General features: G+C 60.7%; 19 protein-coding genes and 1 pseudogene. 7 read left to right on the forward strand and 13 right to left on the reverse strand.

Annotated features, from left to right (window positions below; all coding sequences use genetic code 11):
• Positions 1-11: 11 nt before the first annotated feature.
• Positions 12-830 carry a transglutaminase family protein gene (locus tag HGP14_RS13340; RefSeq protein ID WP_168830352.1) on the forward strand — a complete coding sequence of 273 codons (819 nt, stop codon included), beginning with the start codon at positions 12-14 and terminating at the stop codon, positions 828-830.
• Here the strand turns inward: HGP14_RS13340 and HGP14_RS13345 are convergent.
• The 9 genes from HGP14_RS13345 to chvE all read right to left on the reverse strand — a co-directional run bounded on the left by HGP14_RS13345 (position 790) and on the right by chvE (position 11360).
• Positions 790-1665 carry a transglutaminase family protein gene (locus HGP14_RS13345; RefSeq protein WP_168830353.1) on the reverse strand — a complete coding sequence of 292 codons (876 nt, stop codon included), beginning with the start codon at positions 1663-1665 and terminating at the stop codon, positions 790-792. The two genes, HGP14_RS13340 and HGP14_RS13345, sit on opposite strands and share 41 nt — an antisense overlap.
• A gap of 99 nt (positions 1666-1764) precedes the next feature.
• Positions 1765-2640 (reverse strand): transglutaminase N-terminal domain-containing protein, encoded by an 876-nt coding sequence (locus tag HGP14_RS13350; protein ID WP_168830354.1) that lies wholly within the window; start codon positions 2638-2640, stop codon positions 1765-1767.
• Positions 2641-2688: 48 nt separating this feature from the next.
• A complete protein-coding gene (locus HGP14_RS13355; protein ID WP_168830355.1) occupies positions 2689-2931 on the reverse strand; it encodes a hypothetical protein in 243 nt (80 codons plus the stop codon).
• Positions 2932-3045: 114 nt separating this feature from the next.
• Entirely contained in the window at positions 3046-4785 is a 1740-nt protein-coding gene (araD, locus tag HGP14_RS13360; RefSeq protein WP_168830356.1) for an L-arabinonate dehydratase, read from the reverse strand.
• 62 nt (positions 4786-4847) lie between these two features.
• The gene (locus HGP14_RS13365) at positions 4848-6281 is read right to left on the reverse strand and encodes an aldehyde dehydrogenase family protein (protein WP_168830357.1); all 1434 of its coding nucleotides are present in this window, start codon (positions 6279-6281) and stop codon (positions 4848-4850) included.
• Between the two features lie 70 nt (positions 6282-6351).
• Complete coding sequence (gene araD1, locus HGP14_RS13370) at positions 6352-7347, reverse strand: AraD1 family protein (RefSeq protein WP_168830358.1); 996 nt, start codon at positions 7345-7347, stop codon at positions 6352-6354.
• 110 nt (positions 7348-7457) lie between these two features.
• On the reverse strand, positions 7458-8666 hold the full coding sequence (mmsB, locus tag HGP14_RS13375; RefSeq protein ID WP_168830359.1) for a multiple monosaccharide ABC transporter permease: 1209 nt from the start codon (positions 8664-8666) through the stop codon (positions 7458-7460).
• Positions 8663-10201, reverse strand: coding sequence for a multiple monosaccharide ABC transporter ATP-binding protein (gene mmsA / locus HGP14_RS13380; protein ID WP_168830360.1), 1539 nt, complete (start codon positions 10199-10201; stop codon positions 8663-8665). The genes mmsB and mmsA overlap by 4 nt, the downstream gene beginning before the upstream one ends.
• A gap of 94 nt (positions 10202-10295) precedes the next feature.
• Positions 10296-11360, reverse strand: coding sequence for a multiple monosaccharide ABC transporter substrate-binding protein (chvE, locus tag HGP14_RS13385; protein ID WP_168830361.1), 1065 nt, complete (start codon positions 11358-11360; stop codon positions 10296-10298).
• A gap of 273 nt (positions 11361-11633) precedes the next feature.
• Here chvE and HGP14_RS13390 point away from each other — a divergent pair, with 273 nt between their 5' ends.
• Together HGP14_RS13390 and HGP14_RS13395 are read left to right on the forward strand one after the other, a co-directional pair.
• Complete coding sequence (locus HGP14_RS13390) at positions 11634-12629, forward strand: LysR family transcriptional regulator (RefSeq protein WP_168830362.1); 996 nt, start codon at positions 11634-11636, stop codon at positions 12627-12629.
• Between the two features lie 96 nt (positions 12630-12725).
• Positions 12726-13205 carry a hypothetical protein gene (locus HGP14_RS13395; protein WP_168830363.1) on the forward strand — a complete coding sequence of 160 codons (480 nt, stop codon included), beginning with the start codon at positions 12726-12728 and terminating at the stop codon, positions 13203-13205.
• Here the strand turns inward: HGP14_RS13395 and HGP14_RS13400 are convergent, their stop codons facing one another.
• Positions 13206-13442 carry a hypothetical protein gene (locus HGP14_RS13400; RefSeq protein WP_168830829.1) on the reverse strand — a complete coding sequence of 79 codons (237 nt, stop codon included), beginning with the start codon at positions 13440-13442 and terminating at the stop codon, positions 13206-13208. It lies immediately after the preceding gene.
• 153 nt (positions 13443-13595) lie between these two features.
• On the opposite strand from HGP14_RS13400, the gene iolG reads away from it, so the two are divergent.
• The 3 genes from iolG to HGP14_RS13415 all read left to right on the forward strand — a co-directional run bounded on the left by iolG (position 13596) and on the right by HGP14_RS13415 (position 16526).
• Positions 13596-14588, forward strand: coding sequence for an inositol 2-dehydrogenase (gene iolG / locus HGP14_RS13405; RefSeq protein WP_168830364.1), 993 nt, complete (start codon positions 13596-13598; stop codon positions 14586-14588).
• A gap of 162 nt (positions 14589-14750) precedes the next feature.
• On the forward strand, positions 14751-15644 hold the full coding sequence (locus HGP14_RS13410; RefSeq protein ID WP_168830365.1) for a DMT family transporter: 894 nt from the start codon (positions 14751-14753) through the stop codon (positions 15642-15644).
• 477 nt (positions 15645-16121) lie between these two features.
• A complete protein-coding gene (locus HGP14_RS13415; protein WP_205927163.1) occupies positions 16122-16526 on the forward strand; it encodes a cupin domain-containing protein in 405 nt (134 codons plus the stop codon).
• Positions 16527-16690: 164 nt separating this feature from the next.
• Here the strand turns inward: HGP14_RS13415 and HGP14_RS13420 are convergent, their stop codons facing one another.
• On the reverse strand, positions 16691-17356 hold the full coding sequence (locus HGP14_RS13420; RefSeq protein ID WP_168830366.1) for a nitroreductase: 666 nt from the start codon (positions 17354-17356) through the stop codon (positions 16691-16693).
• An 81-nt stretch (positions 17357-17437) separates the two neighbouring features.
• The gene (locus HGP14_RS13425; RefSeq protein ID WP_168830367.1) at positions 17438-18394 is read right to left on the reverse strand and encodes an MBL fold metallo-hydrolase; all 957 of its coding nucleotides are present in this window, start codon (positions 18392-18394) and stop codon (positions 17438-17440) included.
• Positions 18395-18609: 215 nt separating this feature from the next.
• On the opposite strand from HGP14_RS13425, the pseudogene HGP14_RS13430 reads away from it, so the two are divergent.
• Positions 18610-18732, forward strand: a pseudogene (locus tag HGP14_RS13430) (IS5/IS1182 family transposase); the annotation flags it as partial.
• A gap of 100 nt (positions 18733-18832) precedes the next feature.
• Here HGP14_RS13430 and HGP14_RS13435 read toward each other — a convergent pair.
• The gene (locus tag HGP14_RS13435) at positions 18833-20614 is read right to left on the reverse strand and encodes a B12-binding domain-containing radical SAM protein (protein WP_246704456.1); all 1782 of its coding nucleotides are present in this window, start codon (positions 20612-20614) and stop codon (positions 18833-18835) included.
• Between the last annotated feature and the right edge of the window lie 234 nt (positions 20615-20848).

The following is a 20848-nucleotide window of genomic DNA, read 5'->3' on the forward strand; positions in this document are numbered from 1 at the left end:
CGGGGCATGAGATGAGACTGAAGATTAGCCATGTCACCGAATACCGCTACGACGAGCCGGCGCACTTTTCGCTGCAGCGCTTGCGGCTGACGCCGCCCAGTGCTTTCGGGCAGAAGGTTCTGAACTGGTCGTTGCATGTCGAAGGCGCGAAACCCGAGGTGGAATACGACGACCAGTTCGGCAACCATGTGAACCTTGTCTCGCTGGAGGGCGAACAACGGGTGACGCGTATCGTCGCCGAGGGCGAAGTTGAAACCGAAAATCGCAACGGAGTGACTGGTCCGCATACCGGTTATTGCCCGCTGTGGCTGTTCTTGCGGGACACGGGGCGCACCCGGCCCGGCAAGCTCATCAAGGACCTCATCAGGACCGTCAACGGCGATAGCGAACTTGCCCGCATGCATGCGCTGATGGCAGCCATCCACGAGGCGGTCGACTACATGCCGGGCACCAGCGACACGGAAACGACCGCCGAAGAGGCGATGGAGAAGAAGAGTGGCGTCTGTCAGGACCATGCCCACGTCTTTATCGCGGCCGCTCGCGCAATGCAGGTGCCCGCCCGCTATGTGTCCGGTTACCTGATGATGGAAGGGGAGGCCGAACAGGCCGCCACGCACGCCTGGGGCGAGGCGCATATTCCGGGTCTCGGTTGGGTCGGCTTCGATGCCGCCAACAAGATCTGCCCAGATGAGCGCTACGTGCGGATCGCTTCAGGCCTTTGCTACCGTGACGCAGCCCCGGTCTCCGGAATGCGGATCGGTACGCCGGGCGAGAAGCTGACGGTCACGGTCAGGGTCGAGGCTCAGGGCCAGATGCAGAGCCAGAGCTGACAAGCGCAGCGGGCCTGACACCGCGATCCTGAATGACTTCTTCCGTCAGGACTTCGAACTGCACCAATGCAGCCTGGCCGAAAGCGGTCGAGATCGCCACGTCGGTCGCGTCGCGGCCCCTTGCCATCAATATGCGGCCGATGCGCGGAATGTTGTGCCGGGCATCGGCCAGGTACCACCGCCCGCCCAGAAAGACTTCAAACCAGGCATTGAAATCCATCGGTGCCGGATCGGGTAGCACGCCGATGTCGCCAAGATAGCCCGTGCAATAGCGCGCCGGTATGTTCATGCAGCGGCAGAGCGTTATCGCAAGATGCGAGAAGTCGCGGCAGACGCCCGTCTTGTCACAGTAGCCGCCGTACGCGGTTCTGAGGGCGTCGGCTTTCTGGTAGTCGAATGCGATATGGCCGTGGACGAAATCGGTAATCGCCTGGACGCGCGGCCAGCCGGGTTCGGTGTTCGAGAAGGTCGCCCAAGCGAAATCACCCAACCGGTCCGTGTCGCAATAGCGGCTCCCCAGAAGGAATACGAGAACATCGTCGGGCAGATCGTTGATTTCATGCTGTCGGGCATCGAGCGGCACCACGTCCGGCTCCCCACTGTCACGGATTTCGAACTCGGTTGAAATCTTGATTACTCCCCGCGGGGCGAGGATGCGGGTGCAGCGGTTGCCGAAGCTATCGGTATAGGTCCGCGCACGGACCGGCTGGCTGAACGACAGCAACTCATCGGTCAGGAGATCGGCGCGTCGCGAGGGATGGATATTGAGGACCAGAAGCATCGGCGTCGGCTGAATGCATTCATAGCCTAAGGTAAAACCAGCGCGAATCTTCACGGAACCTCCTATGGAAAGCTGGGAGTCCACCAGACTGCAGCCCTCATCGAACGCCGCAAAAATCTATGAGTTCCATATAGATGGGCGCGCCGGCGGATTTCACGGTCCGCTGGTAACATTGACCTGCACAACCAGAGCCTCGAAGTCATCCGCCTCTCCGTCGTAGCTCCCTGACAACGGGATCGCCTGGCGGGGATCGCGGGCAACGCCGACGCGGATCAGATCGTGATTGCCGACGATGCCATTGGTAGGGTCGAACTCCACCCAGCCGGCACCGGGAAGATAGACTTGGCACCAGGCATGTGTGGCGCCGCCGCCGAGCGTCCTCGACCCGTCGCGATCAGACACGTAAATGTAGCCGGTGACGAAGCGTGCGGCGAAGCCGAGCGAACGCGCCGCCTCCATCATCAGCAGGGCGAAGTCACGGCAGGTGCCCTGCCGTCGCACCAGCGTTTGGAACGGCGTCTGGGTGCCCGGAGCGGATCGGCGCGCATAAGCGAAACTCTCGTGAATTCCGTAGCAGAGCGTCATAAGGACACGGCCGGTCTGCCCGGAGGAGCGCGTTCCGACGAATTGTTGCGCCCATTTTGCAACCGCGCCATCCGGATCATCGTAATGGCGGGTGATCGTGCAGGAGAGATCCGGCAACTCTTCCTCGTCATAGGAGAACGGATAGGTCAGCGCCTTGCGATCGATTTCGAGATCGAGCGGTACCTGCGGGGTGTGATCAAGGCGGATATTGCTTTCGAACCGAAGGTGATCAGACACCCGGTCAATGTTCACAAGCGCAATACAATTGCCGAAAACGTCGTGGATCCAGCGGATCTGGGCCGGTTGCGGATCCACTGTCAGGGTCGCATCCAGGAGACGCTGATCGAAGCTGTCCCGCGGGCGGAAAAGGATCCGGTGCTGGCCGAAGGCGACGGGCCGTTTATAAGAATACTGGGTAATATGCCTGACGGAAAAAACGGTCATGCTGCATCGCCCGTCCTGAGAACATCCGATGAAGGAAAAAGCCGGCGATCACTCGAATTCCGGCACCGAGCCTGACTGGAACAGGATCACCGATGGGCCTTGCTCGCCGATGGCCGGATTTCCTTCGCTGCACCATACGACGACGCCATCATAATCATTCACAAGCGTCTGTGCGACGTAAACAGCGGTGTCCTCCTTCTTCATCTGACGAGGTTCGAAGGCAGGCCGCAAGATACCGTTGCCATCCTTGTTAAAGGCGCTGAGCACAATCAATTTCCGCACACCAGGCATGGCGCCTCTCCTGCGCCAATAACGGCGGGGAGGGGAGTTCGTTCCGGGTGTGCCAGGTATGCAAAGAAAAAGGCGAAGCTTCCGCTCCGCCTTGATGCCAATTCCCGGTTTGGCTCAGTGGCTGTCTCTGCCAACCGCGTTGCCGCGGCATCCCTTGAGGAAGTCGAGGTCGGCGCCGGTATCGGCTCCTTCGACATGCTGCTGGTGCAGCCAGGCATAGCCTGACGTCGGCAGATCGTGCTGCGGCTTCCATTCGGCGAGACGCCGCGCCAGTTCCTCTTCCGAGATGTCGAGATGCAGGCGGCGGTTCGGGACGTCGAGCTCGATGAAGTCGCCGTTCTTGACGACTGCGAGCGGGCCGCCGACAGCAGCTTCCGGCGAGGTGTGCAGGACGACGGTGCCGTAGGCCGTACCGGACATGCGGGCATCGGAGATGCGGACCATGTCGGTGATGCCCTTCTTGAGCACCTTCGGCGGCAGGCCCATGTTGCCGACCTCGGCCATGCCTGGATAACCCTTCGGACCGCAGTTCTTCATGACCATGACGCAGGTCTCGTCGATGTCGAGACTGTCGTCGTTGATCTTGGCCTTGTAGTCGTCGATGTCTTCGAAGACGACCGCGCGTCCGCGGTGGACCATCAGATGCGGGGAGGCGGCCGACGGCTTCAGAACCGCGCCCTTCGGGGCGAGGTTGCCGCGTACGACGACGATGCCGCCGGACTGGGTCAGCGCCTTTTCGGCGGGCAGGATGACGTCTTCGTTCCAGTTGACGACGTCCTTGACCTCATCCCAGATGCTCTCGCCCGATACGGTCAGCGCGTCCTTGTGCAGGAGGCCGGCTTCGCCGAGGCGCTTCAGCACCACCGGAAGACCGCCGGCATAGAAGAACTCCTCCATCAGGTACTTGCCCGACGGCATCAGGTTGACGATCGTCGGGACGTCGCGGCCGCAACGATCCCAGTCGTCGAGCGTCAGGTCGATGCCGACGCGGCCGGCCATGGCGAGCAGGTGGATGACGGCGTTGGTCGAACCGCCGATCGCCGCATTGGTGCGGATAGCGTTCTCGAAGGCTTCCTTCGTCATGATGTCGGAGGGCTTCAGGTCGTCCTTGACCATCTGCACGATGCGGCGGCCGGTGAGCTGCGCCATCACCTTGCGGCGGGAATCGACGCCCGGGATCGCGGCGTTGCCCGACAGAGCCATGCCGAGCGCTTCTGCCATGGAGGCCATGGTGGAGGCGGTGCCCATGGTGTTGCAGGTGCCCGACGAACGGCTCATCGAGGCTTCCGCCTCAAGGAACTCGGCCTGCGTCATCTCGCCGGCCTTCACCATTTCGGAGAATTTCCAGAGATGCGTGCCCGAGCCGACGCGTTCACCGCGGAAATAGCCGTTCAGCATCGGTCCGCCGGTGACGACGATCGAGGGGAGGTCGCAAGACGCGGCGCCCATGATCAGAGACGGCGTGGTCTTGTCGCAGCCGACCAGCAGCACGCAGCCATCCATCGGCTGGCCGCGGATCGCTTCCTCGACCGCGAGCGCAGCCAGATTGCGGTACATCATTGCCGTCGGGCGGAAGGTGTTTTCGGAAGCCGAGAAGACCGGTACTTCGAGCGGGAAACCGCCGGCTTCCCAGACGCCAGCCTTCACCTTTTCGGCGAGCTCGCGGAGATGGCCGTTGCACGGCGTCATATCCGACCAGGTATTGAGGATGCCGATGACAGGCCGCCCGTCGAACAGATCGTGCGGATACCCCTGGTTCTTCAGCCAGCCACGGTGATAGATCACGTCGCGGCTCGTGCCGCCGTACCATTCCTGTGACCTCAGCTTGCGCGGCCACTCCGCTTTCTTCTTCATGGACTTTCTTCCTTCAGAGGGTTCCCGTACCGCCTCGTACGGTCCGGAACCCGATCATGTGGTTACGCCAGCGTGTAGGCTGTCTTGACGGTTGTGTAGAATTCGGCGGCGTACTTGCCCTGCTCGCGCGGGCCGTAGGACGAGCCCTTGCGGCCGCCGAAGGGAACATGGAAGTCGACCCCTGCGGTGGGCAGGTTCACCATCACCATGCCGGCCTCGGAGTTGCGCTTGAAATGCGTCGCATGCTTGAGGCTGGTGGTGGCAATGCCGGCCGACAAGCCGAAGGGCGTGTCGTTGGCGGTGGCCAGCGCTTCTTCGTAATCCTTGACGCGAATGAGCGAGACGACCGGTCCGAAGATCTCTTCCCTGCTGATACGCATCTGGTTGGTGGCTTCGGTAAAGAGCGTCGGCTGCAGGTAGAAGCCGGGCGTTTCGCGGGTGACGAGTTCGCCGCCGAAGGCGAGCTTGGCGCCTTCCTTTTTGCCGATCTCGATGTAATCGGTATCGGTCTTCAGCTGTTTTTCATCGACGACCGGGCCGATATGGGTGCCGGGCTTCAGGGCGTTGTCGACCACGAGCGTCTGCAGCTTTTCCGTCAGCGCCGCCACGAACTTGTCGTGGATGCCTTCCGTGACGATCAGACGCGAGGATGCCGTGCAACGCTGGCCGGTGGAGAAGAAGCCGGAATTGGCGGCCGCTTCGACGGCGACGGTCAAGTCGGCGTCATCGAGCACGACCATCGGGTTCTTGCCGCCCATTTCGAGCTGGAACTTGCGGTTATGTTCGATCGACGAAACAGCGACGCGGCGGCCCGTACCGGTGGAGCCGGTGAAGGTGATGCCGGTAAGGTCGGGGCTGTCGAGCATCGCCTGGCCGACGACCGAGCCCTTGCCCATGACGAGGTTGAGCACGCCCTTCGGCAGGCCGGCCCGATGCAGGATGTCGACGATCGCCCAGGAACAGCCCGGAACGAGCTCGGCAGGCTTGAAGACGATGGTGTTGCCGTAGCAGAGCGCCGGCGCAATCTTCCAGGCCGGGATCGCGATCGGGAAGTTCCAGGGCGTGATGATGCCGATGACGCCGAGCGGGTCACGGGTGATCTCGACGCCGATATTCGGACGCACGGACGGGATGACTTCGCCTGCGAGGCGCAGCGCTTCGCCTGCGAAGAACTCGAATATCTGCGCGGCACGGATCGTCTCGCCGATCGCTTCCGGCAGCGTCTTGCCCTCTTCTCGGGCAAGCAGCGCACCGAGCTCGTCCTTGCGGGCCATGATCTCGTCGCCGGCCTTCTTCAGGATGACGTGGCGTTCCCAGATGCCGGAACGGGACCATGCAGGGAAGGCAGCCTTGGCTGCGGCAATGGCGTTCTTCGTATCGGCCGCGGAGCCGCTGGCATAGAGGCCAACGACCTCCTTCGTATCGGACGGATTGATGTTTTCGACTGCGTCGGCGCCAGTCCATTCGCCGGCGATCAGGTTTTGATAAATGGTCATGGGCTGAACGAGCCTCCTTTACCTTTACAAATGTGGTCTGGCCGTGGGAGGCGGCCAGCCCAACGAAACCTCAAAGCTGTTTCACAGCGATATTTTCTTCGGAGGCAACCTTCAGCGGATTGCGCAGCGGGAGGCCGAATTCGGCAACTTCGATTTCGAAGACATCGCCGTCTTCCGTCTTGATGCCATCGGCGAAGGAAAGCGTCGCCGTGCCGAACATGTGGACATGAACGTCGCCAGGCACGCGGAAGAGGCCATACTTGAAATGATGATATTCGAGGTTCGCAAAGGTGTGCGACATGTTCGCCTCGCCGGAGAGGAACGGCTTCTCGAAGATCGCCTTGTCGCCGCGCTTGATGCGCGATGTGCCGCGGATGTCGTCCGGCGCCACGCCGATGCGGATCTCCGGACCGAAGCTTGCAGGACGCAGCTTGGAATGCGCGAGAAAGAGATAGTTGATCCGCTCTGTGACGTGGTCGGAAAACTCGTTGGAGAGCGCAAAGCCGATGCGGAACGGCGTGCCGTCCTCGCCAATGATGTAGATGCCCGCCATTTCCGGCTCCTCGCCGCCATCAAGCGCGAAGGAAGGGGAGACGAGGGGAGCGCCCGGCGCGGCAGCGGCATGGCCGTTGCCCTTGTAGAACCATTCCGGCTGAACACCTTTTTCGCCGGCCTTCGGCTTGCCGTTCTCGAGGCCCATCTTGAACATCTTCATCGAGTCCGTGAGCGTTTCTTCGGCGGCCTCGGTGGTCTTCTTGTGCATGGAGTCGCGGGTCGCCGCCGAGCCAAGATGCGTGAGGCCGGTGCCCGTCAGATGCAGGTGAGCGGCATCCGGATGCGTGATCGGCGGAAGGAACCTGCCTTCGGCATAGGCCTTCTCCAGATCGACGGCATCGCCATAGCCATGCTCCTCGATGACGGAGACGAGCGACCTTCCCTTCTTTGCGGCTTCCGTCGCCAGCGCGTAGACGCTGCCGGCGTTCTTAACGGCTTTCGCTGCACCGCCCGGCTCGCGCACGGATACGATGATCTCTCCGTTCGAACCCTTGATCTGCGAAATAAGCACGGCCCTGATCCTCTTTTGCTAATCGCGGAATACGCTCCGCCTTTCCGGCTCCCGAGGGAGCCGGAATTGATCTTCAATGACTGCGAATGCCTGAACCGGCGCCGGAGCGCTCAGCCCTTGTTCTTGTTATAAACGTCGAAGAAGACGGCGGCCAAAAGCACGAAGCCTTTCACCATCTGCTGGAAATCGATGCCGAGACCGATGATGGACATGCCGTTGTTCATCACGCCCATGATGAATGCGCCGATGACCGCACCGGTAATCTTGCCGACGCCGCCGGATGCCGAGGCACCGCCGATGAAGCACGCCGCGATCACGTCGAGCTCGAAGCCGACGCCGGCCTTCGGCGTCGCCGAGTTCAGGCGAAGTGCGACGATGATGCCGGCAAGCCCCGCAAGCGCACCCATATTGACGAAGGTGTAGAAACTCAGTCGCTCGGTGTTGATACCCGACAGCTTGGTCGCCTTTTCATTGCCGCCCATGGCGTAGATGCGGCGGCCGATGGTCGTGCGGCGGGTGACGAACGTATAGGCCGCGATCAGCACCAGCATGACGACGAGAACGTTCGGCAGGCCGCGATAGGTCGAAAGCTGCCAGCCAAGCGCCAGGATCGCCAGCGTGACGATGACGTTCTGGGCGATGAAGAAGCTCATCGGCTCGACATCGATACCGTGGCTTTCATTGACCTTGCGGCGGCGCCAGGCGAGGTAGAAGAGAACGGCCGGAATGATCAGCGTGAGGATCAGCGAGGTCGACTGGACCGGGATCCCGCCGATATCGATCATGTCGCCCGGCAGGAAGCCGGTGCTGATGATCTGGAACTCCTTGGGGAAGGGGCCGATGTTCTTACCGCCGAGAACGGTCAGCGTCAGGCCGCGGAAGACCAGCATGCCCGCGAGGGTCACGATGAAAGAGGGGATGCGGTGATAGGCGATGAAATAGCCCTGCGCCGCGCCGATGATTGCGCCAACCAGGATACAGAGCAGGCCGGCCAGCCAGTAGTTCATTCCCAATGACACTGTCAGGATTGCCGCAATCGCACCGACGAAGGCGACGATGGAGCCGACGGAGAGGTCGATGTGCCCCGCCACGATGACGAGCAGCATGCCGAGCGCCATGATGACGATGAAGGAGTTCTGGAGAACGAGGTTCGTCAGATTGACCGGACGAAACAGAATGCCGCCGGTATAGATCTGGAAGAACAGCATGATCGCCACGAGCGCAATCAGCATGCCGTATTCGCGGATGTTGCCGCGGATGTAGTCGGCGATCGAAACGACGTTGCTTTCCTCTTGGCTGGTCGGGTTGACAGGAGTCATTGTTTCTTCTCCCCTGAGCGCATGATAGCGCGCATGATGGTTTCCTGGCTCGCTTCGGCCTTCGGCAGTTCAGCGACGATGCGACCTTCGTTCATCACGTAGATGCGATCGCAGGTGCCAAGCAGCTCCGGCATTTCCGACGAGATCATCAGAACGCCCTTTCCATCGGCGGCAAGCTGGTTGATGATGCTATAGATTTCATATTTTGCACCCACGTCGATACCGCGGGTCGGCTCGTCCAGGATCAGCACGTCAGGATCCGAGAACAGCCACTTGGAAAGCACGACCTTCTGCTGGTTTCCGCCGGAGAGGTTGACCGCTTCCTGGTAGATGCTCGAGGAACGGATACGCAGCTTCGACCGATAATCCGTCGCAACCCTGCTTTCCTTGATGCCGTCGATGACGGTGCCGCTCGAAATGCCGTTGAGATTGGCAAGCGAGGTGTTGTGCATGATGTTGTCGGCCAACACGAGGCCGAGATGCTTGCGATCCTCGGTCACGTAAGCGAGACCGGCATCGATCGCCTTGCGGACGGTGCTGGTGTCGACCGGCTTGCCGTCGACATGGACTTCGCCTGATATCTTGTGACCGTAGGACTTGCCGAAGACGCTCATGGCGAATTCGGTGCGCCCAGCGCCCATGAGACCGGCAATGCCGACGACCTCGCCCTTGCGGACGTTGATGTCGATATCGTGCAGCACCTGGCGGTCGCGATGCTGCTGGTGGAAGGCGTTCCACTTCTTCACTTCGAAGATCGTGTCGCCGATCGGAACCGAACGCGGCGGATAGCGGTCTTCCAGATCGCGGCCCACCATGTTGCGGATGATGATGTCTTCGCTGATTTCGTCCGCGTGACAGTCGAGCGTCTTGATCGTCATGCCGTCGCGCAAGACGGTGATCTGATCTGCGACCTTGCGGATTTCGTTCAGCTTGTGGGAAATGATGATGGACGTCATGCCCTGCTTGCGGAATTCCATCAGCAGGTTGAGCAACGCGTCGGAATCTTTCTCGTTGAGCGAGGCCGTCGGTTCGTCGAGGATCAGAAGCTTGACGCTCTTCGACAGCGCCTTGGCGATCTCGACGAGCTGCTGCTTGCCGACACCGATGTCGGTCACGAGCGTATTCGGAGATTCGCGCAGGCCGACCTTGGCCAGAAGCTCTTTGGTGCGGTTGTAGGTGGTTTCCCAGCTGATGACGCCGCTCTTTGCGTTCTCGTTGCCGAGGAAGATGTTTTCCCCGATCGACAACAGCGGCACGAGCGCCAGTTCCTGGTGAATGATGACGATGCCGATTTCTTCGGAGTCCTTCAGGGCTTTGAAGTTGCGGACATTGCCGTCGTAGACGATCTCGCCATCATAGGTGCCTGCGGGATAGACACCGGAGAGAACTTTCATCAGGGTCGATTTGCCGGCCCCGTTTTCCCCCACAACTGCATGGATCTCACCCTGCCGAACCTTGAGGTTCACGTTCTCAAGCGCCTTCACGCCCGGGAACGTCTTGGTGATGTTCCGCATTTCGAGGAGTGTATTTTCCATGATCAAAAATCCAGCGCCGTGACGTCAAGGAATGCCCGGCGATCGTAGAATTCAAGACCGGAACCCGCAATGCGGGTTCCGGCCGTTCTTCATATTACTTCAGCTGGTCAGCGGTGTAGTAGCCGCCTTCTACGAGGACCTTTTCGTAGTTGGTCTTGTCGACCGCTACCGGCTTCAGCAGGTAGGACGGAACGACCTTGACGCCGTTGTCGTAGGTCTTCGTGTCGTTCACTTCCGGCTCCTTGCCAGACATCACAGCGTCAACCATGGAAACGGTGACCTTTGCGAGGTCGCGCGTGTCCTTGAAGATCGTGGAGTGCTGTTCGCCGGCAATGATCGACTTGACGGACGGAACTTCTGCGTCCTGGCCGCTGATGACCGGCATCGGCTGGTCAGCCGAACCGTAGCCAACGCCCTTCAGCGACGAAATGATGCCGATGGAGAGACCGTCGTAAGGAGACAGAACGGCGTCAACACGAGCGTCCGTGTAGTTGGCCGAGAGCAGGTTGTCCATGCGGGCCTGGGCCGTTGCCGGGTCCCAACGCAGCGTGCCAACCTTGTCCATGCCCGTCTGGCCGGACTTCACGACGAGCTTGCCGCTGTCGATGTAGGGCTGCAGGACCGACATTGCGCCGTCATAGAAGAAGAAGGCGTTGTTGTCGTCCGGCGAACCGCCGAAGAGTTCGATGTTGAACGGGCCCTTGCCGTCCTTGAGGCCGAGCGCGTCAACGATGGAACCGGCCTGCAGAACGCCGACCTGGAAGTTGTCGAACGTTGCATAGTAGTCGACGTTGCCCGAGTCGCGGATCAGGCGGTCATAAGCGATGACCTTGATACCGGCATCGTGGGCCTTCTGCAGAACGTCGGAAAGCGTCGTGCCGTCGATCGAAGCAACAACGAGAACCTTGGCGCCCTTCGTGACCATGTTTTCGATCTGCGAAAGCTGGTTCGGAATATCGTCGTCACCATACTGCAGGTCGGTCTGGTAGCCGGCTGCCTGGAGCTGCTTGACGATGTTGTTGCCGTCGTCGATCCAGCGAGCAGAAGACTTCGTCGGCATTGCGATACCAACGAGGCCCTTGTCCTGCGCCATGGCAGGCATAACGAATGAAGCGACGCCGAAGGCTGCCGCAGCCATCAATGAGATAATGGATTTCATTTCTCTCTCCCTTGTTAATAGAACGGCGGACGGCAAGCCGCCCGCCACGAAACTGTGGCAGGTTCCGTAGATTGGATAGTTACTTCAGATGGTGAGAAAAGAAGTAGGTTTCCTCCACGATCTCACACGTGTTGAGTGCCAACCAGCACACGGCCGCAAACTCGTATGGAATCTTATAACTGTCAAATAGAATCAGTGTTAAAATGCATACCAACTTTGGTATATCGTTAAAAAGTATTACTTTTGAAGGGGATGAGAAGAGGGAGTGCAGCCATGACGGGTATTTCCGGGCCGATTTCTGCGGATCGTATCGATGTCCACAGTCAAAATTTTGGTGATGATGCCCTGCTGCGCGCGGGTTTGAAGCTGAATCACCTGCGGATGATCGTCGCACTCGAAGATAGCGGACAGATTTCCGCGGCGGCGGAAAGCCTGAACATCTCGCAGCCTGCCGCCTCCAGAATGCTCGCTGAAATGGAGTCGATCGTGAAGACGTCACTCTACGAGCGAGTGGCCCGAGGGGTGGTGCTGACGACGTTTGGAGAGGCGCTCGCGAGACGCGCTCGAAAGATTATGCTCGAGCTGCGCGAGGCCAGCCGGGAAATCGGCGAATTGAAGAGCGGCAAGGGCGGATCCGTCTTCATCGGCGCGGTCACCGCGCCGGCGATGAGCCTTGTGGTTCCCGCCATCGACAAGGTCCGCAAGGCCTTTCCGGGCATGGAGGTCAATATAGAGGTGGAGACCAGCAACGTTCTGGCGCGGCACCTGCTCGCGGCCCGGTACGACTTCATCATCGGCCGCATTCCCGACGACCTCAATCCCCGGCTCTTCGAAGTGCAGGAGATCGGCATAGAGAGAGCCTGCCTGATCGTCCGCTACGGGCATCCGCTCGCCGAGAAGAGGGTGTGCAGCCTTGCCGACATTCGTGGCTACGAGTGGGTCTTCCAGCCACCGGGCTCTCTGCTCCGGCGCACCTTGGAGGATATCTTTCTGGCGGCGGGCGTGCCGCTGCCCGAGAGCATCGTCAACACATCTTCCCTGCTGCTGACCTGCGCGATCATTAGCCAGACGAACGCGATCGCACCCGTAGCGCTGGAAGTCGCGCAGTTTCTCGCAGGCCAGGGCTCGAGGGCCTCCGATGTGCATGTGCTGCCGACCGACTTCGAAATCAACATAAAGCCCTATAGCCTGATCACCGCCCGCGAGCGCGCCCTGCCTCCGAGCGCGCGGCTTCTTCACGATCTCATTCTGGAGCAGTGCCAGACCTAGAGCCTTGAAAGGCTCGATGTTTGGCCCTCGGCAGTCCTCACGCAAGCCCGGCGCCATTCTGGTATTGTTTAATGTTCGCCTTCGAAGGGTGGCAGCATGTTGTTCGGGCAATCGATTTTCCAATCCGTTCTGGAACGGCTGAAGGCGGAAGAAGAGCGCAATGACGAGGATGAGACCCCCGCCGCCTATCGCGTCCAAGGTTTGAGCGCGGGGCTTGCTTTCGATGTGATGGAGGGGGTGTCGGCCGCGTCGCAGCGTCCCGGGCAGGCCTATCTCGACAATCTCGAGCCGGAAATGCCTGCTGCGGCGGCAGAAGAGGAAGTGCAGCCGCAGTCCGTTCCGGAGCCGGAGCCCGTGATGCCGGAGCACCTTGCGCGCATCACGCCTGCAGAAATCGCAGCTGAACTCTCGATAACGGCGGCCGATACACTTCAGACGCTGAACGAGAAGCGGCGCGCCTTCGCCAAGTTGAACCATCCCGATCGGGTGGCGCCGGCATTCCGGCAGAACGCGACGACGCGCATGACGCTTGCAAACCTCATGATCGACGAAGCCGTGCGGCGTCTCGGCCGCTGACTATTCAGGGTCCGTCTCGTCCGGCTTTGGAGCTTCGTTTGGCTCGGCAGGCGGCGGCAGCTTGTAGGTCCAGAAGAGCATATAAAAGGCGTAGATACCGGCAGCGCCCGACAACACGCCCCAGAAGGGGTCGCCGCCGACGAACTCCAGAGCTGACCAGCCCAGGCATACGGCCACGATCAGAGCCCGTACCCAGACATGGCGGTAGGCCGGATGGCTCGGATCGATAAGCTGCATGTGTTCCCCGGTCATGTTTCGATCACTTGTCTTTAGGCCGGATTTTGTAAAAGTGAAAGGGCAGCGGGCTTGACGGCTCGAACGGAAGGTGGAATGAAAATTCCACAGATACGCAAATTCGGTTCATTTGTTCCGAATTCCAGGGAGGGTTTCATGACAGTCAGATTTGGTCTTCTCGGCGCCGGCCGCATCGGCAAGGTTCACGCCAAGGCGGTGAGCGGCGATCCGAACGCGACGCTCGTTGCTGTCGCTGATGCGATGCCGCAGGCAGCCGAAGCGATCGCGTCCGCTTATGGCTGTGAGGTGCGCTCGATCGAGGCGATCGAAGCGGCCAAGGATATCGATGCCGTCGTCATCTGCACGCCGACCGATACGCATGCGGATCTGATCGAGCGCTTTGCCCGCGCCGGCAAGGCGATCTTCTGCGAAAAGCCGATCGATCTCGACGTTGCCCGCGTGAAGGCCTGCATCAAGGTCGTCGAGGAAACCAATGCCAAGCTAATGGTCGGCTTCAACCGCCGCTTCGATCCGCATTTCATGGCCGTGCGTAAGACGATCGACGACGGGCGCATCGGCGAAGTCGAGATGGTGACGATCACCTCGCGCGATCCGGGCGCTCCGCCCGTCGACTACATCAAGCGTTCGGGCGGCATCTTCCGCGACATGACGATCCACGATTTCGACATGGCCCGCTTCCTGCTCGGCGAGGAGCCGGTATCGGTTGTGGCGACTGCCGCCGTCCTCGTCGACAAGGCGATCGGTGAGGCGGGCGACTACGACAGCGTCTCGGTCATCCTGCAGACGAAGTCCGGCAAGCAGGCGGTGATCTCCAATTCCCGCCGCGCCACCTATGGCTACGACCAGCGCATCGAAGTGCACGGTTCGAAGGGCATGGTTGCCGCCGAGAACCAGCGTCCGGTCTCGATCGAAGTCGCAAACGGCGATGGCTACACCCGCCCGCCGCTGCACGATTTCTTCATGACCCGCTACACCGAAGCCTACGCCAACGAGATTGCAGGCTTCATCGCGGCGATCGAAAAGGGCGCAAAGATTTCACCCTCCGGCTCGGATGGCCTTGCGGCCCTGGTGCTCGCCGACGCGGCGGTGCGGTCCGTCAAGGAAGGCAAGCTCGTCAAGATCGGCTGAGCTCGCTCAGGACCACCATACTGGATGGCCGGGCATGCGCCCGGCCATTTCCTTTCGGCGCCAACCATCAGCCAAACTTGAAATAATTATCAACGCTTTGCCTTTGACGCGAAGAGGTTGGACCGCTATTGGCCCGGCAACACCACTTGCCCAGAGTCCTCCATGACCCTCGATCGTTCCGCGCCCGCTATCTTCGTGCTTTTATGGTCCACCGGCTGGGTCGTGGCGAAGTATGCGGCGCTTCATTCCGAGCCCTTCACCTTCCTCGGTATGCGCTATGCGCTGTCGGCGCTTGCCTTTCTCGCTCTCTGTCTGGTGCTGAAAGCGAAATGGCCTGACCGGGCGACGGTGCTGCGGGCGATCTATTCCGGCTTCTTTCTGCACGGCTTCTATCTCGGCGGCCTCTGGTGGGCGATCGCCAATGGCGTTCCGGCAGGCATCTCCGGGATCATCGCCGCTCTCCAGCCGCTCATGACGGCTATGGCCGCGCCCTTCCTGATCGGCGAACGGCTGCAGCCGACGCAGAAGTTCGGGCTTCTCCTCGGTTTTCTCGGCATAGCGATTGCCGTTTCCCCGAAGCTTTTCGACCCTGGATCCGTGAGCCTTGTTCATGCGGCGGTGCCATTGGCGATCAACCTCCTCGCCATGGCTTCGGTCACGTACGGGACGATTTACCAGAAAAAGCACCTGCACAGCGGCGACCTCAAGGCGATCGCGACGCTGCAGTATGTGGGCGCGCTTATCGTGACTGTCCCTCTAGCACTCGCGTTCGAGCGGCTGCATTTCGACGGTACGGCGCAAGCGTTTGCGGCGCTGGCCTGGTCGGTCTTCGGCCTGTCGATGGGCGGGGTCGGGCTGCTTCTCTATCTGATCCGCAGGGGGCAGGTCTCCCGCGCCGCGTCGCTGATCTACCTGATGCCGCCGACGGTCGCCATCGAGGCATTCATAGCCTTCGGCGAGCCGCTGACCTTGCCGTTGATCAGCGGAACGATCGTCGTCGTCACTGGCGTCTATCTGACCAACCGTAAAAGCGCCGTCCGGGTGGCTGAAGCCTAGGTCCTACCCTAAATCGGCGGAGCCGGACGCGGCGCGTTGGGTATCAAATTCCATCGACCGCCGACCCTATGGCAACTGTGCGCCATAAGCGGCCGCTGGAAGAGCTGGCGCGGCCCTTAGCGCGCGACGCGTCTCCATGCGGTGTGGAGCGGAATGGCTGCATACTCCTACGGTTTCATCGTCGTTCATGATAGGCTTCTTTGTCTGTTTGCTGTCGATGAGCCTGCACGGCGGCTCAGGCAGGCGCTGCTCGGACATCGCGCTTGTCCTGGCGGTCGACGGCTCCGATAGCATCGATGATGACGAATATGCGTTTTAGAGCACGCGCTGAATAGCGGTTTCGACAGTCCTAGCAGCCGAAGTAAGTCCAAGGCATCAAACAACTGGGCCAAGTGATCTTTTGCTCGGGAGTTTTCGACCTCGAAATGCATTCATGCAAACCCACATCCGCATTCAACAAGCAGAGGGATTACGACAATGAATTCAGCTTTGTTAACGCTCTTTGTGTCAGCAACAGTCAGCCTCCTTGGCACTTTGGCGGTGGCCGCGGACAACGCTGCAACCGTCACACCACTCATAAAAAAGGACCTCCCAAATTATCCTGGCAAGGAGGGGCTGATGATATCGGTCGAGTATGGGCCAGGAGGTTCCGATCCTATTCACAAACATGACGCAAATGCTTTCGTCTATGTTCTGGAGGGCTCGATCGTGATGCAGGTCAAGGGAGAAAAAGAAGTCACCTTGTCGCCGGGACAGACCTTCTACGAAGGTCCTTCCGACATTCACTTGGTCAGCCGCAATGCGAGCACGACTGAACCGGCGAAGTTTATCGTGGTGCTGCTTAAGAACAAGGACGCTCCGGTTCTCATGCCGGTAGAGTAACATTCAGTGCGGTGGCGATGAACCGGTGCACCCTATTCTGATAACTCGTGGCATGATCGTCGCTTTCGTATCTAGCGTGCCGGTCGGACGCCACCTCCGGCAAAAAGGACGTTATCATGCGCAAGAATCATGGAAGGAGTCTCTTGTCCTCCGGGCGCAAGTAACTAATCGCCGACGAACGTGACCGTCTCGTCGAGCGGGACGCGGCCCGTCCGGGGGTAACTTACCGTGGGGTCCTCGTACCCGATCGACATGCCGCAGAAGAGGATGAGCCCGTCCGGGGGTGACAGGACCTCCGCGACTGTCTCGCGAACCTGCGACCACGCCATCTGCGGGCAACTGTGCAGCCCTTCGGCGCGGAGCAGCAGCATGATGGTCTGCAGATACATGCCGACGTCGGCCCATTGGGGCCGGCCCAGGTCGCGGTCGATGTAGCAGAACAGGGCCGCTGGCGCGCCGAAACAGTTCCAGTTGGCGATGGCTGCCCGCTGGCGCGCCTCCCAGTCCTCGCGCGCAATGCCGAGAGCGCTGTAGCGCTCCTTGCCGAAGGCGGATCGGCGGTCCGCGTACGGCGACTTCAGCACGGACGGGTACATCTCGTACTGCCGCTCGTCCCAGGGGTCGCCGTGGGCCACGCGCTCGACGGCGCACGTCTTGAGCTCGACCAGCGGCGCGCCGGTCAGCACGTAGGTGTTCCACGGCTGGATGTTCGATCCGGACGGCGCCCAAGCTGCGGCGGTCAGCACGCGCTCAAGCACCTCCCTCGACACTGGCTCGTCTTTGAATCCGCGCATCGACCGTCGGCTTGTGACTGCCTCATATACGTCCATGATGATTGCCTCCCTACCGTCGGTCATCCGTTTCGTTCAAACGCATGCGGTCGTCCAGTTCGGGCCTAACCCGACAAGCGGTCAGTACTCCCACGGGCCCGGTACCCAACGAAAAACGTCGCCGGCGACCGCCACATGGCAGACGGACGGGAACGACAAGTGAGTGGCCACCAGCGACTCACGGTTCGCCGCCAGCTCCCGCAGAAGACGGACCCGGACGCGGGCCGCCTCCTCGGGATCGTGTTCGAAACCGTTGTACCAGTCGGGGTGCTCGAACCCTACCTGGAACACGGCGTCTCCGGCGAACGTCAGCCGGTCGCCGCCGGACGCCAGGCGGACCACGCTGTGCCCGGGGGTGTGGCCGCCGGTGCGTTGGACGAGCACCCCCGGCGCCACCTCGTGGTCGTTCTCGAACGTCCGCAACTGGCTGTGGTATTCTTTCAAGAATCGCTTGCCCGTCCGCCGAAGCGCGTCGGGGAACCCGGGCGGCATGGAGACGCGGGAGAAATCGGGCGACTCCCAGAACTCGGCCTCGGCGGTCGCCACGTGGACCCGCAGGTCCGGACGCAGCCGCTCCTTCACCCCATCGGCGAGCAGCCCGCCAATGTGGTCCATGTGCAGGTGGGTGAGCACCACGTCGGTCACGGATGCGAGATCGATGCCCGCCGCCTCCAGTCGCTGGCCCCACTGCCCGGCCCGCGGCAAATCCGGGAACTCGCCCCCGATCCCAGCGTCGATGAGGATGGTCCGGCCGCCGCTGCGCACCACGACCGCGTTCAGCGCCCACTCGAGCACGTCCGGCGGCAGGAACATGTCCTCCAGCCAGGCCGCCCGGACAGCCGGGTCGACGTTGTGGCCCAACATCGCGCCTGGTAGCGATAGTACCCCATCGCTGACCACCATTACGTCAATCGTGCCGACCTTCAGCGCATAGCGCGACGGAACCAACTCGTGCTCCGGTCTACCGTGGATGTACCTCGCGTTCACCGTGTCGGCGCAATGTTTGACCGGGGGGTGTGGGGTGTTGTCCAAGCTCATGTTTGCCTCCTGTCGACCGCTTTGGTCTCGAAGCCGCCGGTTCCCGTGGGATGGCACGCGCCGCCGAACTCGGAATTGGCTTGCGCCTTGCGCAACCGATCAGGGCAGACCGCGGGCGGTTAATATAGCGGGCTTGCGCTAGGCCGTATAATCACAAATGTCGTTGGCAATTGATAGCGCGACTGATCCAAGGGTGCTTGACGGGGAGACCTTTGATGACGCGACGCCGTTACGAAATGATCGACCGGGAATGGTCGATCATTACTCCGCCGCTGCCCAACAAGCCTCGCGGCGTGCCGCGTGTCGATGACCGTCGGGTTTTGAACGGCATCCTGTGGCATCGCCACGCGCTACGACAAGGACCGGCGAACGACCTCGCCGCCGTCAAGCTCGTCGCAGCCCGCATCTGGTGCCAGGCGTAATGAATCTACCGCTTAGTCAGGCTGCCGGGTCGGCATGGGTCAGTTGGTGAATCTTTCTCACATGCGTGACAGCCGCGGCACCGCCGGCTGTCTTGGTGAACAGATCCAGCTTCTCTTCCTCGCCGTCATCGACCGGAGTCAATGCCTGATCCATGTAGCTCTTTGAGGCCGGATCCCTTTTGATGAAAAAGGCGGCGGCGCTCATGCGCAGGATAACGCCGGCCAGCTTAACGTGCTTGGCCACGGTTTCCCACACGAAATGCGGCCAGAAGACGAGAGGGTGCGGCCGTGGCAAGCCTGGACGTCGCTCCGACGGATGCTTCAGCCGCAGCAGGCCGCTTTGCAGGGGGTGCACCTTCTCCAGCGGCACGGTCGTTGCAAAGGACACCAGAACCTTGACGAGGCTTGCAAGCGGAACGCCCGTTGCAACGGCGCGGCGGAGCAGCGTCTTCACATGTTCCGGCGAGTAATAGAGCGACCAGGCCTCGAGATAGATGCTTTCCCATTCCTGTCTGCTCATCTTTTCGTGGGCAGTGCAGACATGCTCGACGTCATAGGTGTTCAGGTCGGCGTCCATTTCGACGCCCTTGCGCCAAAGCGTCTGGTGGTCCTCTGAGCCGGGCAGCGGCGTCAGGACGAAGAACTCGATGACATCCAGCGGCAGTTCGTGCTGAATGATCTGAATGTCGCGGCGAATGGTTTCCGGCGTGTCAGACGGGAAGCCGAGGATATAGCCGGCCAGCGTCATGATGCCTTGCGCCTTCCAGGCCAGCAGCATCTTTCGGTATTCGGTGATCTTGTTCTGGTTCTTCTTGGCGGCCGTCAGGTTGTCCGGATTGACGTTTTCCAGACCGATGAAGACACGCGTGACGCCGGCGCGCTTCGACTTCTCGATGAAATTCGGGATCTTGTGGCAGAGCGTATCGACCTGGATCATCAGGCCAAGCGGGATGCCGTCTCTTTCCTTAAGCTCGATCAGCCTGTCGAAGATGACTTCCCAGTCCTTGTTGCGGGCGAAATTGTCGTCGGTGATGAAGAATTTGTGGATGCCCTGCGCCCAGTTCATACGCACCAGCTTCTCGATGTCGTCGGCCGACCGGAAGCGCGATTTGCGGCCCTGCACATTGATGATGGTGCAGAATGAGCACTGGTAGGGGCAGCCGCGGCCTGCATCGAAGCTGCTGCTGAGACCGAGGGTGTGTTCGATATTTTTCTTCGGCAGGAAGGGCACCGGCGTACCGCCGATTCCCGGAAGGTCATTCATGAAATTGTAGACCGGCTCAAGTTCGCCATAGGCCGCGTCATGCAAAACCTTGTCGAGCCTCCCTTCGGCCTCACCGGCGAACATCGAAATGCCCATCTCGCGGCAGGCGTCGAGTTCGACCGCCTTGCCATCAAGCATGGAAAGGCAACCGGAGACATGAAAGCCGCCCATCGAAACAGGAATGCCTGCCGCGCGAAACGGGCGGGCGATGTCGAGGGCTCGCGGATACTGGTTCGACTGAACGCCGACCAGTGCGACCATACCGAAATTGCCGTGCTTCTTCAGCAACGCCAGCAGCTCGGGAATATTCACGCGGGTATTGGTTTCGTCGATCACCTTGATGTCGATGGCGACGTCCGGGCCGAGCACTTCGCGCTCCGCGCAGTCTGCGGCAATACCAAAAAGAGCCGCCAACGAGTTCGAGGGAATCATCGCCCGCCACCAGCGGATCACGTAGCCGTCGTCGTCATAGTGCGACGGCTTGAGGAGAATGAGCTGAAAACGGCGGCCGCTGGTCGCTACAGGTGATCGCAAAGTCTGTCTCTTTCTCTCTCTGAAATCGAAGGCACTAAATGAGAACCGTCGCCTTGCCGGCGCGGGCATGCAAGCGGACTGTTATGATCGGCAGGGCAGTCCGCAAAAGCAATGCTGATCACGATAGTATTAAATATGTCACCGGCGCGCCTTCTTACAAGGAGATCCGCCGGTGAAAGCCATGCAAACAGACCTAAAGCAAAAAAAGGCCGGAAGATACCGGCCTCTTTCTGA

The organism is Rhizobium sp. P32RR-XVIII, assembly GCF_012641395.1.
Classification (GTDB): Bacteria; Pseudomonadota; Alphaproteobacteria; order Rhizobiales; family Rhizobiaceae; genus Rhizobium.